12 protein-coding genes are annotated in these 13,125 nt (G+C 52.4%); 2 read left to right on the plus strand and 10 right to left on the minus strand.

Features of this window, described 5'->3' with window-relative positions; translation table 11 throughout:
- Positions 1-5: 5 nt before the first annotated feature.
- Positions 6-1,157, minus strand: a complete 1,152-nt coding sequence (locus tag MKY12_RS17015) for an iron-containing alcohol dehydrogenase (protein ID WP_339248982.1) — start codon at positions 1,155-1,157, stop codon at positions 6-8.
- Positions 1,158-1,421: 264 nt separating this feature from the next.
- Between MKY12_RS17015 and MKY12_RS17020 the strand changes: the two genes are divergently transcribed.
- Positions 1,422-2,177 (plus strand): DeoR/GlpR family DNA-binding transcription regulator, encoded by a 756-nt coding sequence (locus MKY12_RS17020; protein WP_036724867.1) that lies wholly within the window; start codon positions 1,422-1,424, stop codon positions 2,175-2,177.
- A gap of 38 nt (positions 2,178-2,215) precedes the next feature.
- Positions 2,216-3,271, plus strand: a complete 1,056-nt coding sequence (locus MKY12_RS17025) for an ankyrin repeat domain-containing protein (protein WP_339310066.1) — start codon at positions 2,216-2,218, stop codon at positions 3,269-3,271.
- A gap of 31 nt (positions 3,272-3,302) precedes the next feature.
- Here the strand turns inward: MKY12_RS17025 and MKY12_RS17030 are convergent, their stop codons facing one another.
- The 9 genes from MKY12_RS17030 to MKY12_RS17070 form a co-directional block, all read right to left on the minus strand.
- Entirely contained in the window at positions 3,303-4,595 is a 1,293-nt protein-coding gene (locus MKY12_RS17030) for an L-serine ammonia-lyase, iron-sulfur-dependent, subunit alpha (protein ID WP_339310068.1), read from the minus strand.
- A gap of 99 nt (positions 4,596-4,694) precedes the next feature.
- On the minus strand, positions 4,695-4,889 hold the full coding sequence (locus MKY12_RS17035) for a hypothetical protein (protein ID WP_339310069.1): 195 nt from the start codon (positions 4,887-4,889) through the stop codon (positions 4,695-4,697).
- A gap of 429 nt (positions 4,890-5,318) precedes the next feature.
- Positions 5,319-6,878, minus strand: coding sequence for an IS1182 family transposase (locus tag MKY12_RS17040; protein ID WP_339314890.1), 1,560 nt, complete (start codon positions 6,876-6,878; stop codon positions 5,319-5,321).
- 248 nt (positions 6,879-7,126) lie between these two features.
- Entirely contained in the window at positions 7,127-7,330 is a 204-nt protein-coding gene (locus MKY12_RS17045; RefSeq protein WP_339310070.1) for a hypothetical protein, read from the minus strand.
- A 50-nt stretch (positions 7,331-7,380) separates the two neighbouring features.
- Positions 7,381-8,274, minus strand: coding sequence for a phosphogluconate dehydrogenase (NAD(+)-dependent, decarboxylating) (gene gnd / locus MKY12_RS17050; protein ID WP_076078758.1), 894 nt, complete (start codon positions 8,272-8,274; stop codon positions 7,381-7,383).
- A 65-nt stretch (positions 8,275-8,339) separates the two neighbouring features.
- Positions 8,340-9,878 (minus strand): glucose-6-phosphate dehydrogenase, encoded by a 1,539-nt coding sequence (gene zwf, locus MKY12_RS17055; protein WP_339310072.1) that lies wholly within the window; start codon positions 9,876-9,878, stop codon positions 8,340-8,342.
- Between the two features lie 186 nt (positions 9,879-10,064).
- Positions 10,065-10,295, minus strand: a complete 231-nt coding sequence (locus tag MKY12_RS17060; RefSeq protein ID WP_339310074.1) for a hypothetical protein — start codon at positions 10,293-10,295, stop codon at positions 10,065-10,067.
- A gap of 6 nt (positions 10,296-10,301) precedes the next feature.
- Complete coding sequence (locus tag MKY12_RS17065) at positions 10,302-11,525, minus strand: Ger(x)C family spore germination protein (protein ID WP_339310076.1); 1,224 nt, start codon at positions 11,523-11,525, stop codon at positions 10,302-10,304.
- 1 nt (position 11,526) lies between these two features.
- A complete protein-coding gene (locus MKY12_RS17070) occupies positions 11,527-13,035 on the minus strand; it encodes a spore germination protein (protein ID WP_339310078.1) in 1,509 nt (502 codons plus the stop codon).
- Positions 13,036-13,125 lie beyond the last annotated feature (90 nt).

Raw genomic sequence — 13,125 nt, forward strand, 5'->3', positions numbered from 1 at the left:
GTGATTTACAGAATTTTGCGGAATAACGCGATTACTTCATCTTTGGTAGGAATAAAAGGATTACCGGGCGCGCAGGCATCCTTCATGGCGTTCTCAGCCAGCAGATCGAGATCTACTTCCGCTACACCCAGCTCGGACAGCTTCGCAGGAATGCCAACCTCCTTGGACAAGGCCTTGATCGCCTCAATGACGTAATCCGCACATTCCTTGTCGCTGCGTCCTTCAGTCTGCATACCGGCCGCTCTGGCAATCGCTCTGAACTTCTCCGGCACATGCTTGGCATTCTCTTCTTCCACGTAAGGCAGCAGCATTGCATTGCACACGCCGTGCGGCAGATCATACACCCCGCCGAGCTGATGGGCCATGGCATGCACGTAGCCTAAGCCTGCATTATTGAAGGCAAGGCCGCCGAGGAAGATCGCATAGACCATCTGCTCACGCGCTTCAATATCCTGTCCGTTCGTTACCGTCCGTGCCAGATTGCCGAAGATCAGCTCCACCGCAGCCAGTGCCGTAGCATCGGTTACCGGATATGCGCCTGGAGTGACCAGCGCTTCAATCGCATGCGTCAGTGCATCCATGCCCGTAGCCGCCGTCAGCGCAGCAGGCTTATCGACCATCAGCTCCGGATCATTCACCGAGATGGTGGCGATACTGTTCTTGTCTACCATGACCATCTTGATCTTGCGCTCTTCATCTGTAATCACGTAGTTGATCGTCACTTCACTTGAAGTCCCGGCCGTCGTGTTCACCGCGACAATCGGCAGAGATTTATTCTTGGATTTGTGAACGCCTTCATAATCGGCAATATGCCCCCCGTTGGTGGAAACAATGCCGATGGCCTTGGCCGTATCCTGCGGCGAGCCGCCGCCGATGGAGATCAGATAGTCACATTCGTGCTGCTTCAGGAAGTCTACGCCGTCATGAACATTTTTGCAGGTAGGGTTCGGCTTCACTTCATCATATACCACATACTGAATCCCCGCCGCATCCAGCACAGCCAGCAGCCTTCCGGCGATTCCGCTCTTCATCAGGAACTTGTCTGTGACCACAAGCGCCTTGTTCAGCTTCAGCTCTTGAATGTACGGGGCGATGTCCTTCAGACAGCCCTTCCCCATCATGTTAATCGACGGCACATAATAGACATGAGTACTCATTGCTTAACCAGCCTCCCGGGCACGTAAATAGTTAATGAACACTGTAAGCGCACATCTCCCTGTTGACCTTCTCATCGTATCGCCGTTAATCTGTGTTGTCAACACTTTAAACACTAAATAAGTTGTTTTTATTTGTTTATTGTTTGTTTTACGGGAAATAAGCAATCATTATTGTGGGTTTCAGAGCAAATCAGGTGAATTGTGTTGTACAACACAGAAATAACAGGCTATATTAAGACTATCAACTCTGGAAAGGTGATACGTATGCTCGCTGCCGAAAGACGCAAAAAAATAATCGACCTTGTCCATCAGGACAAGCGTGTGCTGGTGTCCGATCTGAGCCGGATGTTCGAGGTAACAGAGGAGACGATTCGCAGAGATCTGGAGAAGCTGGAGAAGGATGGCATTGTAAGCCGGACCTACGGCGGAGCCATGCTGAACAGGCATACCAATGAGGACCTGCCTTTTCTGACCCGGGGAGCACTCAATACGGATATCAAACGCGCAATAGCGATCCAGGCCCTGGATCTGATTAATGACGGGGATACGCTAATGGTGGACCCCAGCTCGACTTCGTTTGAATTCCTGAAGCTGCTGGGTAATAAAAGTAATCTGACGATCATCACCAATTCGATCAACATTCTCCATGAGTTCGCAAGTTCGAGCCACAGCATTATTTCTACAGGCGGCTCACTCCGCCACCGTTCGCTGTCGCTTGTCGGCCCTGTGGCCCATGAGACCATCCAGCGCTACAATGTGGACACCGCCGTAATCAGCTGCAAGGCCCTCGATATGGACCGCGGGGTCACCGACTCCAATGAACCGGAATGTGAGCTGAAGAAGTATATGCTGCGCCAGGCACACAAGGTTGTGCTGCTCGCGGACCATACCAAGTTCGACCAGACGGCCTTCGCCAGGCTCGCAGAGCTAAGCCGGATCGATGTGCTGATTACCGACCGCAAGCCTTCGGAGGCATGGCTGAAGCTCTTGTCCGAGAAGAATGTGGAAGTGCTGTACTAAATTCATGGGAGATCATTTTAGGGAGGAGAAATGTTTAAATGGGCAAAAAGAGAAAAACCTTACCCGCCGACTTCGGCGATCTGGTTAAATCAGGGGATGTCGATGCACTAAAGGCTGTTTTTGAAAAATGTGATTGGGATGCAACCTTGGGATATTACAAAGAACCCGCGCTCAGCATGCGGCAGATTCCGGATGAGCTGGTCCGCTGGCTGGTGGAGCAAGGTGCCGATATTAATGCGAGGGACAAATACCAGCGTACCCCGCTGTATTCCCAGGCTGGAACCTGGTCCGGCAATATTCCATTATTCCTGGAGCTTGGTGCAGAGCTGGAAGCCCTGGATTATCAGAACCAGACCCCGCTGCACGCTGCGGTCAACTATTACCGGACTCAGGCGGTACGGGATCTGGTGGCCCATGGCGCAAATGTCCATGCGGTAAATAAGTCGGGGAACACCCCGCTGTCCAAAGCCTTATTACAATGCCGGAATAGCGATATCGATAGCATGCTGGAAATCTCGCAGATCCTGCTTGATGCCGGAGCGGAGATCACACCGGAGATGCAGGAATCCGTGAGTAAGATCGGCAAAGCATTTGAATTCGCCAGATCCAATTTCAATAAAGAGCGCTTGAGTGAAACCGCAGATGCACTCGAATCCCTGTACAAGCTGTTCGATGTGGAGCCTGTAGCAGCGAGGGCGATGCATGACGGCGTTTCCAAGATCGAGGTAAACAGCACAAGATGGCAGGATCAGCACCAGGAGCTGTGGGAATTACTAATCCCGGCGTCAGGACATGCGCTCACCGTGCAGGGAGAGGTCATTCGCATCACCGGCCGGATCTCACATGAAATCATGAATAACGGCGGAGGCAACTGGGATGCCGATTTCCGTAAAATGCTGAATGCGCTGCTCCGGCACTTCGCCTCGGGCACACCTCTGGACCCTGCGCAGCTCAAGGAAGCAGCGGAATTAGCCGGTTACCTGCGCCATGGCAACGGCAATGATGAGCCGGCCAGATTATGCGAATTGGCCGTGAATTGGGTACTTGCCAATCCACAGCCCGTTTCGTTGCCGCAGCCGGATTACAAACGCTAAATGCTGAGACATCCAGCACTTGTCCTGCTCCCTATGAAGAAGCGGCTCCCTTGGAGAGCATAATATTCAGAATCGCCTGGTCTGTGGCGGCAAGCCCTTCCTGGACCAGGGTCTCCATATTCTTGATTGTATCCTCCACCTTCTCGAAGATGACACCGTCATTGAGACCCGCGGAGATATTGTTCATGGCGAGAGTGGCAGACTGAATGGCCGCGTTGGTGGCCGTTGAGATTTTGAGCGCACAGGTTGGCTTGGCACCATCGCAGATCATGCCGGAAGTAGAGGCAATCGTATTCTGGATGGAGTGCTTGATCTGCGCCAGCGTCCCGCCCATCAGATAGACAATGCCGCTGCCCGCCCCCACTCCACCGGCAATGCCTGAGCCGCAGAGCGGGGACAGACGGCCAATGTAATGCTTCACATGGATGGTAATCAGATTGCTGAGCGCCATCGCTCTTGCCAGGGTCTCCTCATCCTTGCCGAGTAGCTCGGCCAGGGCAATGACCGGCATGGTACAGGCAATCCCCTGATTGCCGCTGCCCGCCGTCGTCATTACCGGCATGGCACTGCCGTCCATCCGTGCATCGGATGCGGCTGCCGTTGCGGCAATGATCCGGTTCGCCACATCCGCGCCGAACAGATTGAGGGCGGATTGCTGGCTCATTTTCCGGCCCACCTGGAGACCATACTCCCCGCGCAGCCCTTCCTCCGAGATCGCCTTATTCATAACCGCTCCCTCCAGCAGGAAGCGAAGATCCCCGAATGGTGTATTCTGAACGAAGGCATAGATATCTTCGAGTGAGACCGAGTATACCTCGGGGTCCAGACTAAGCGGGTCTCCGCAGTCGGCCTTGTCCATTTTCGGCTCAAGCCGCTGGCCATCCTTCGCCAGATACTGCACATTCGTGTGCTCTTTTACCAGGATCGCTGTGGCGGTATGGTTCTTGCTGTGTACTCTCGCTTCTATATATAGCTTCTCCGGCGTATCCTTCAGCTCAACCTCCAGCAGCTTACGCTCCAGCAGTCCCTCTGCACTTGCCAGCTCCTCCGGGGTCAGCCCGGACAGAATCTCCAGCTTTCGCTCCGAGCGGCGCACCACCGCACCCAGGGCAGCCGCTATCGGCAAGCCCGTCTGGCCTGTACCAGGAATCCCCACACCCATCGCATTCTTGATGATATTGCCGCTGAGGAACAGCTCGATTCCTGTAATCTCTTCCTCAACCAGCTCAGCCGCCAACGAGACGGCATAAGCTACCGCAATCGGTTCAGTGCAGCCTTCTGCCGGCATAATTTCTTTGTGTAATACTTCCAGTAGGTTAACCATCTGTGCATCACCATTCCCTCTGTCTGTCTATCTATGTCTAATCTGTTTCTATATATAGTACATCAGATAGACAATCCGGGGAATCCCCGTTATTACCCATCACCCGCCCAGCTTCACCAGCCGCTTCAGCCCTTCTGTACAAGCCCAGCCTCCGGCACCTGCCAGAATCGTATTATGAAATAGTTTAAGCGCCAGCGAGTACGTGATACTGCCAATGACAATTTCGATCACACAGAAGCGTAGGATATCCCGCTTCGTGATCAAATAGACGGTAAACTCCTGATTATGCGTCACCGGTCACCTCTCCTGTCTATTTCAATATTTCTTCTGTACTTATATGCCGCCTGCGGGTTGTCTGATTCTCTGTGCAGGTACAACAAAGAGCAGTACTTCTCCATGGGTGGGAAAAGCACTGCTCCATTGGCTTGATTGCTCAGGTAGCGGGTAATGGTCTGATTCAGGTGCACTGGTGCTCTTCATTTGCTCGGTAGGCTAACTACTGTACCTCAACCTTAATTGGACACTTTAATGGGAATTATCCCTTTCATTTTCTCATCCGGCCCACTTCCGGCCAATTTAATGGGATTTATCCCTTTCATTTCTCCATCTGGCCCACTTCCGGCCAATTTAATGGGACTGTCCCAAAAGTAGATACTCTACTGGTGGGGAAAAATTCCATGCCTTCTTAAAGGATTAATTTGTAAGAAAGGGAGCGATTCTCCGTTATTGGAGGATCGCTCCCTTGCGTTTCTGGTCATTCGCTGCTTGCTTCAGCAGGTTGTGAGCAAGCGAAAGCCAACCGACCTCTAGCGTCACTTTTTCCATGCCGCGAAGCAGAAAGCGCCGGAAGCCCCGGTTATTTTTTAATTGTCCAAATACACTTTCCGGCTCCGTCATTCGACGTACGGCCAATAGATAGCCTTCCTCGCTTCGGAGGATTTCTTTCGCCTGTTTCTGGTATCTAAGCCGCTCCAAACTGACTGCGATTTCCCGGTTTCCGCTTCCCTTCGTGCAGTTTTCTTTTAGCGGACAACCTCCGCAGCTTTGACTTTGGTAATGACGCTTCTTAATTTCGTATCCACTCTCTGTGGTTTCCTTGCTCTCTCGTTGGAAATACAGCGGGTGTCCAGCTAAACACGTCCAGCGATCCTCGGATCCGTCGTAGGTCCAGTTCTCGATTTTTCCGACGTCGGCTTTCCAGGCTTTGCTCTTTTCTTTGTGGTAGGTGCTGTATTTCACGACGGCCTGTATCCCGCTCTTTTCCAGATAGGCGTAGTTTTCTTCACTTCCATAGCCGGCATCTGCAATGACCGTCTTTGGAAGTTTTCCGAGGAATTGCTTTGCTTTTGCCAGATGTGGTTCTAAACAGCGGGTGTCACCCGGTCTTTGATGTAGACTGTAGGTTAAAATAAATTGGTTTTCGGTCCCGATCTGTAGATTGTAACCTGGCTTCAGTTGGCCATTTCGCATGTGATCTTCTTTCATCCGCATAAACGTTGCCTCGGGATCGGTCTTGCTGAAACTGTTCCGGTCCCCAAGCAGCTTTTGATATTGTTCGTACTTCTGCAGTCGAGGGAGCAAATCCTTACGCAACTTCCCAACCGTCTTTTTTAGGGGCTTGTCTTTCGGTTTTTCGGCAAGCTGAGCTTCAAGCTTTTGCACGGCTTGTTCGAGTTTCTCACTGTCCATTTGCGAACCCGTGCTGAGTTCAGCCAGATCTTTGCCCTGATTCTCTTGTTCTTCCTGCTCTTCCGCTGCTTCAATGTCAGCGAATAGGGCCTGTACCTTATCTTGCAGTTTCGCTTTGTGTTTGCTGACCGCTTTGCTCCAGACAAAGGTGTAGCGATTGGCATTCGCTTCGATCTTAGTTCCGTCCACAAAATAATGCTCCAGAGACACGTATTTTTCGTCAGCCAGAAACTGAAGCACGGCGGTAAATACCGTTTCGAGGACCTTTCTCATCCGCTGGGAACGGAAGCGATTCAGCGTGCGGAAGTCGGGTCGCTGCCGTCCGGCCAGCCACATGAAGGGAATGTTCTCCCGGACCGCTTTGGCGATTTGGCGAGACGAATAGATTCGCTGAGTGTAAGCGTAGATGATGACTTTGGTGAGCATTTTAGGATGGTAGCTGTCACGGCCGCCGCCGGGATAGGCCGCGTCAAAAATGGCGTTGTCCAGCCGATTGACGGCGGCATTCACGACGCGAACGAGGTGATTTTCCGGGATATCTTCTTCCAGATCCATTGGCAAGCAAAGCTGGTCCATGGTATATTGAATGTACAAAAGAAACCTCTCCTTTGAAATGGTTGTGTGGTAACTCCATTTTAACAAAAGAGAGGTTTCTTTTTGTGATTTTAGAAAGATTTGAAAAACCTTTTCCCGCTTAAACAGCGGAGAGGACGGAACGACCCGCGCAAAAGCGGCAGCGGTCGCCTTGGTCTCCGGATTTTCACCGCTAAGGGGAATGAAAAAAATCTGGAGACCACAGCGACCCAAACAACGGTCCGTTCGCGAAGCGTCCACCCAAGTGCTCACGTTGATCCTACTCCAAAATAAAAAGCTGTCCCAAGCAGCCATTTCATGGCTTTTGGGACAGCCCCTTTCATTTCTCCATCCGGCCCACTTCCGGCCAATTTAATGGGATTAATCCCCTTCATTTTCCCGTATAGCCCGCTTCCAGGCCCGCATCCGGCCAAAGCCGAAATAGAAAAGGCTGCCCCAAACAGCCATTTCATGGCTTTGGGACAGCCCCCTGATATCACCGCTTCAGCCTAATTGCCGCTGCTTACTTCGACTCCACCGCATGGCCGCCGAATTCGTTACGCAAGGCGGCGACGACTTTGCCGGTGAAGGTGTCGGTCTCCAGCGACCGGTAGCGCATGAGCAGAGCCATGGCGATAACCGGAGTCGCTGCCTGGAGGTCGAAGGCGGTCTCCAGCGTCCAGCGTCCCTCCCCGGAGGAATGCATGACGCCCTTGATGTCTTCCAGCTTGGCATCCTTGGAGAAGGCGCGCTCGATCAACTCCATGAGCCAGGAGCGGACGACAGAGCCGTTGTTCCAGACGCGGGCCACCTGCTCGAAGTCGAAGTCATATCCGCTTTTCTCCAGCACCTCGAAGCCCTCACCGATCGCAGCCATCATCCCGTATTCAATGCCGTTATGCACCATCTTGAGGAAATGTCCGCTTCCGGATTTGCCGGCGTACAGATATCCGTTTTCTACCGCAGTGTCACGGAACAGCGGCTCGACCACTGCCCACGCTTCCTCATCGCCGCCAACCATATAGCAAGCCCCATTGCGCGCGCCTTCCATTCCGCCGGAGGTTCCTGCATCCAGGAAGTGAATTCCGTGGGCACCCAGCTCCTCATGACGGCGGATCGACTCTTTATAATGAGAGTTCCCGGCTTCAATAATGATATCTCCCTTGGATAATAGCGGCGTCAGTTCAGCAATGACTGAATCTACAAAAGTATGGGGAACCATGATCCAGAGAACGCGCGGGGAATCAAGCCGGCCCGTAAGCTCCTCCAGGCTTGCTGCCCCGGACGCACCGCGTTCGGCCAGTTCCTGCACCGCAGCAGGATTCACATCATACGCTACCACTTCATGGGCATGCTCCAGCAGGTTCTGGCCCAGATTGAAGCCCATTTTGCCAAGTCCGATTAAACCGACTTTCATTACGAATCCCTCCGAATTGTGTAGTCATATATAAGCTAACTCTATCCGCTTGCTGTTACCGCCGCTTACGCTCCCGGCCGGATGACTTCCGGCTCTATCCCGGCTGTCCGGTGAACGCGTGCAGGCTCTGCATTCTCCGGCTCATCCAGCCACCAGTGGAACTCGCCAAGGAGCTGATCTGCCGCCGCCGGGCCGTTAGATCCGGCAGGATACAGGTGCAGCGGCAGGCTGCCATCTGCTGTTGCTTCGATTATAGGCTGAACCCACTGCCAGGACAACTCTACTTCCTCCCAGTGGGCAAAGAACGTAGCGTCGCCGAGCATAGCATCATAGATCAGATTCTCATAAGCCTCCGGCACATCAGGATTGCCCGGCTCATGCTTAATGCTAACCGGCTCAAGCTTCCCGTGCTGAAGCGGATTCTTGGTATTCAGAGTCAGAGAGATGCCCTCATGCGGGCCAATATCAATCACCAGCAGATTAGGGTCAAGCGGCAGCTTGTTACGGTTCTTGTTATGCACATCATTAAACGGCTCTTTGAATTCTATAACAATCCGCGTGGATTTCTCCTTCATGCGCTTACCTGTACGAATGTAGAACGGCACATCGTTCCACAGCGGATCTTCAATCCATAGGCGTGCTGCAATATACGTCTCATTCTGTGAAGTGGCTGCGATCCCCGGTTCAGCGGTATACGCAGGCACTTGCTGTCCGCGCATCTCCCCCGCTGCATACTGGCCGCGCACTACATGCTGTGATACCTCTTCGGGCAGCAGGGGCCGGACGGAACGGATGACATGCCGTTTTTTGCTGCGGACGTCTTCTGGTGTACTGCCCTTCGGAAGCTGCATCGCCATCATCATGAGCAATTGGAGCATATGGTTCTGGAACATGTCACGCAGCGCCCCAGCCTTATCATAGTAACCCGCCCGCTCTTCCACACCCACCGTCTCACTGGCGGTAATCTGGACATTCGCGATATACCGGTTCTGCCACAAGGCCCTCAGCACAGGATTAGAGTATTTCAGCACCTCCAGGTTCTGCACCATCGGCTTGCCGAGGAAGTGATCAATCCGGAAGATTTCCTCCTCTGCAAAAGCTGCGCTCAAGCTCTCATTCAGTACACGCGCCGACTGCAGATCCCGTCCGAACGGCTTCTCGATGATCAGACGTTTCCAGCCCTTGGTATTCCCGAGTCCGCTGGCGTTGATATTACCGGCAATCTCCCCGAAGAATTCGGGACCGACTGACAGGTAGAACATCCGGTTCTGCGGAAGCCCCAGCTTTTCCTCCCGGCGCTGTACATGCCCAAGCAGCTTCACATAATCTTCAGGACGCCCAACATCCAGCACACTATATTCAAAAGCCTGCAGGAAATTCTGCAGCGCCGCTGTATCCTCTACCGGACGGCGCGAGAAGGTGCGCAGGGAATCCAGCACCTGACGCTGGAACGTCTCGTTAGTGAGCTCCCGTCTGCCCAGCCCAATGACTGAGAGAGGACCGGAAAGCTTGCCATCAGTGAACAGGTTGTATAGAGCGGGGAAGATTTTCCGCTTCGCCAAGTCCCCGGTTGCGCCAAAAAGTACAAATGTAGATGATTCCACTTTCATTCCTCCCGTTGTTATTATTTTATTATATAGTTACTTATTAATACTCAGGAACTTTATAACACATCATACGACTATAAAATCAATTCGTCAATCTCAATTCGACATTTACGATAATTACCCAAACATGCCAAATAGCAGGCCTTCAACGAGAAGACCTGCCAGGATGTTCCGAACCCTTGATCAGAACCATGAAGACACCAGATCATTGATCGGCTTATAGATGAATATAATCAGCAGCAGCGGGCTGGGAACCTGGATTTTGAGCAGCGTGCATATCGTGGCCGTCATTCCGCCGATCCACAGCAGACCCCAGATCACACGATCACGCGTCTTCTGCCTGCCCTTCAGGGAGGACAGATCCATGGCTGCACAGCCTGCGGCAATCAGAGCAAACATCAGCACCAGCAGCATACAGGCTCACTCCTTAATATCTTCAAGAAAAGAATTATCAATCGTACCGATCCGGTTGATCGTCACACTGGCCTCGTAATGGACATGGAGTGTCTTGAGATAGCCTTCACCCTTCCGTTCCTTCAGCCTCTCCCATGCCTTGGGGCTCTTACGGTAAATCGATTGGCCGAAGCCGAAGATATCCACATTGAACTGCTTGCTGATTCCCTCTACAGCTTCTTTCATCCGTATTACAACCCGGTCTTCTGTCACCTCTTCAAGTAATTTGATCTGGTCCTCCGTATCCAGCTTATAATCACCTTCAATCTCCTCCACATTGCATAGAGCTTCCGTGCTCAAATAAATATGCGGCTCTCCGTCTATGATCTTCACCTTCCGTCTGGTAGCGGAGGTAAGCGCCTCTATAATGATCAGGGTTCCGTGTTCGTCTTTGAAGTTCCCCGTATTTTTGGTGACGTTATCAGTCACATAGTTATAGCCAATTGTTAAGTTATCATCTATCCAGCCAATCATCTTGTCCTTTTTAAATACAGCAACACTATCATAGCGAAGTTTCGTTCTGGGGTCTGTCTGCTCAACATTGGTTTTCTCACTGCCCGCCTCTGGATCACCCAGCACCTCTACTCCAGTCAACACCGGATTCTCTCCTTGGTAGAGCAGGTCCTCGATGAATTTATCCAGCGTGACCGCGACGGTCTTGGAAGAGATCCTGTAGGACTTGTCAAGGGAACTGAATAATTTAGTAGCCGGCAGCCGGTCCAGCGGGGTCAGCACCTTCAGAACATTCTCGGCGGTCGTCTTCCGCGCAACCATCACATAGAAATCCATGCGCGGCTCCCGGCTTCTTTTGATCACATCCAGCGTCTCACCCACCCCTTCGCGCGCCAGCTCTTCTCCAATCACGAGTACCCGGATATGGCCCATATATGGGGAACGGGAGCTGATCAGATTGAACTTGCGGAGGGATTCATAGATCGTTGGCACGTTAAAATTATACACAACTACGGGAACCCCGCTCCCCCCTGTTCCCCCCGCATTCTGAGAAGAGATAGAGGAGGGGATGACCACCTGCATCGTTACGTTGTAGCCTTTCTCCGCTTTATCAAAGCCCAGCGCCAGCACAAAAGCCAATTCATTCAGTTCCTTCCTCTCCCAGCACCCGCTAAGCAATAGCGAAAGCAGCAGCAGGGGAAGGCAAGCAGCGACGGCTCTCTTTATACGGCTTGTCATATCAGGAACCTCCGCGTTTGGATCTGTTCTGGCGATACAGATTCTGGGTTCTATTCTCTTGCGGTCTTGTTCTCAGGAACGGCCAGGGGAACCTGAAGATCGAATCCTTAAGGTCTGCCGGCCGGAAGGGCCCCAGCGGACTCATATAAGGAACGCCGAAGGAGCGCAGGCTGACGAGATGCAGCACCACTAAGAATACTCCGCACAATATTCCGTACAGCCCCATGAAACCGGCCAGCGCAATCAGGAAAAACCGGATGATGCGTGCGGCGATGGACATCCCGGCTTCGGGAATCACAAAGCTTGAGATCGCTGTTATGGATACAATGATAACCATAGCTGAGGAGATGAATCCCGCTGCAACCGCCGCCTGCCCGATAACCAGCGTACCGACGATAGAGACAGCCTGGCCCACGTTTTTTGGAATCCGTACGCCTGCTTCCCGCAGAATCTCATAGGTTAATTCCATCATCAGCGCTTCGACAAAAGTCGGAAACGGCACCGTCTCCCGCTGGGCCGCCAGACTGATCACCAGATTGGTCGGGATCATCTCCTGATGAAAGGTGGTTATGGCTACATAGAACGCAGGGGCAAACAAGGTGATAAAAAAAGATAGAAACCGGATGAACCGCAGCAGGGTAGAAATATCCGCCCGCTGATAATAATCCTCCGCCGACTGAAAAAACGAGACAAATACGGTTGGGGCCAGCAGCACAAAAGGCGTACCGTCAACCAGGATAGCCACCTTCCCTTCCAGGATGCCCGCCGCAATGGTATCCGGCCGGTCACTGTTATAGATCGTGGGGAAGGGAGTTGCCACCTTATCCTGAATGAATTCCTCGATATAGCCACTCTCCAGAATACTATCTGTATCAATGCTGTTCAGGCGCCGCTTCACCTCCTGCACCAGCTCTTTATTCGCAATGTAGCTGAGATACATAATCGAGACACTGGTCTGGGTGACGCGTCCGACCTGCATCGTCTCCAGCCACAATTGACTGTCTTTAATTTTGCGCCGGATTAGTGCGGTGTTGGTCCGCAGATTCTCGCTGAATCCCTCCATAGGTCCGCGGACCACAGACTGCGAGCTCGGCTCACTTACACCCCGGTCTTCCCAGCCGGGCAGCCCGATCCGCAGCGCTGATGCCGTCCCCTCCACCATCAGCATCACGTTGCCGGATAACAGGTCGTGTACGAACTTGGCGTAATCCTGAACCACGGTAAGATCACCGGCCATTAGCACACGGCTGGTTAAGATTTCTATTTTCTTATCCGGGTCCTGTTCTTCCAGAAGAGCCGAGGTCCGTCCCTCCTGAAGCGAATATAGAATCGAATTATGCAGCAGCTGATTATCTATCAGGCCATCAATATAAAAAATAGCCAGCTCTGTATGCTCTCCCAGCTTCAGCTGTTTTCTCACCAGGTCAGTGCTCTCGCCCAGCAGCTTGTACAACTGTTCATTATTGACCTCCAGCCGGCTGGATAACTTCCCCTCCACCGCACTCTTCATCCGGGCCACTCCTCCTTCCCGTGAACCTTCTATTCAGGTTAGTTTGGTAGCATGGCTTGATAATTATTCCTCAAAATCAGATCCGTACTT

The sequence above is a fragment of the Paenibacillus sp. FSL M7-0896 genome (assembly GCF_037975415.1).
Lineage (GTDB): Bacteria > Bacillota > Bacilli > Paenibacillales > Paenibacillaceae > Paenibacillus_AQ > Paenibacillus_AQ silagei.

What these genes read in the sequence shown, in the direction of transcription:
- MKY12_RS17025 (WP_339310066.1), top strand. Translation starts at nt 2,216, where the DNA reads ATGGGCAAAAAGAGAAAAACCTTACCCGCCGACTTCGGCGATCTGGTT.
- MKY12_RS17060 (WP_339310074.1), bottom strand. Translation starts at nt 10,295, where the DNA reads ATGCTGCTGGTGCTGATGTTTGCTCTGATTGCCGCAGGCTGTGCAGCC.
- MKY12_RS17020 (WP_036724867.1), top strand. Translation starts at nt 1,422, where the DNA reads ATGCTCGCTGCCGAAAGACGCAAAAAAATAATCGACCTTGTCCATCAG.
- MKY12_RS17065 (WP_339310076.1), bottom strand. Translation starts at nt 11,525, where the DNA reads ATGACAAGCCGTATAAAGAGAGCCGTCGCTGCTTGCCTTCCCCTGCTG.
- MKY12_RS17070 (WP_339310078.1), bottom strand. Translation starts at nt 13,035, where the DNA reads ATGAAGAGTGCGGTGGAGGGGAAGTTATCCAGCCGGCTGGAGGTCAAT.
- MKY12_RS17045 (WP_339310070.1), bottom strand. Translation starts at nt 7,330, where the DNA reads ATGAAATGGCTGTTTGGGGCAGCCTTTTCTATTTCGGCTTTGGCCGGA.
- MKY12_RS17015 (WP_339248982.1), bottom strand. Translation starts at nt 1,157, where the DNA reads ATGAGTACTCATGTCTATTATGTGCCGTCGATTAACATGATGGGGAAG.
- MKY12_RS17030 (WP_339310068.1), bottom strand. Translation starts at nt 4,595, where the DNA reads ATGGTTAACCTACTGGAAGTATTACACAAAGAAATTATGCCGGCAGAA.
- gnd (WP_076078758.1), bottom strand. Translation starts at nt 8,274, where the DNA reads ATGAAAGTCGGTTTAATCGGACTTGGCAAAATGGGCTTCAATCTGGGC.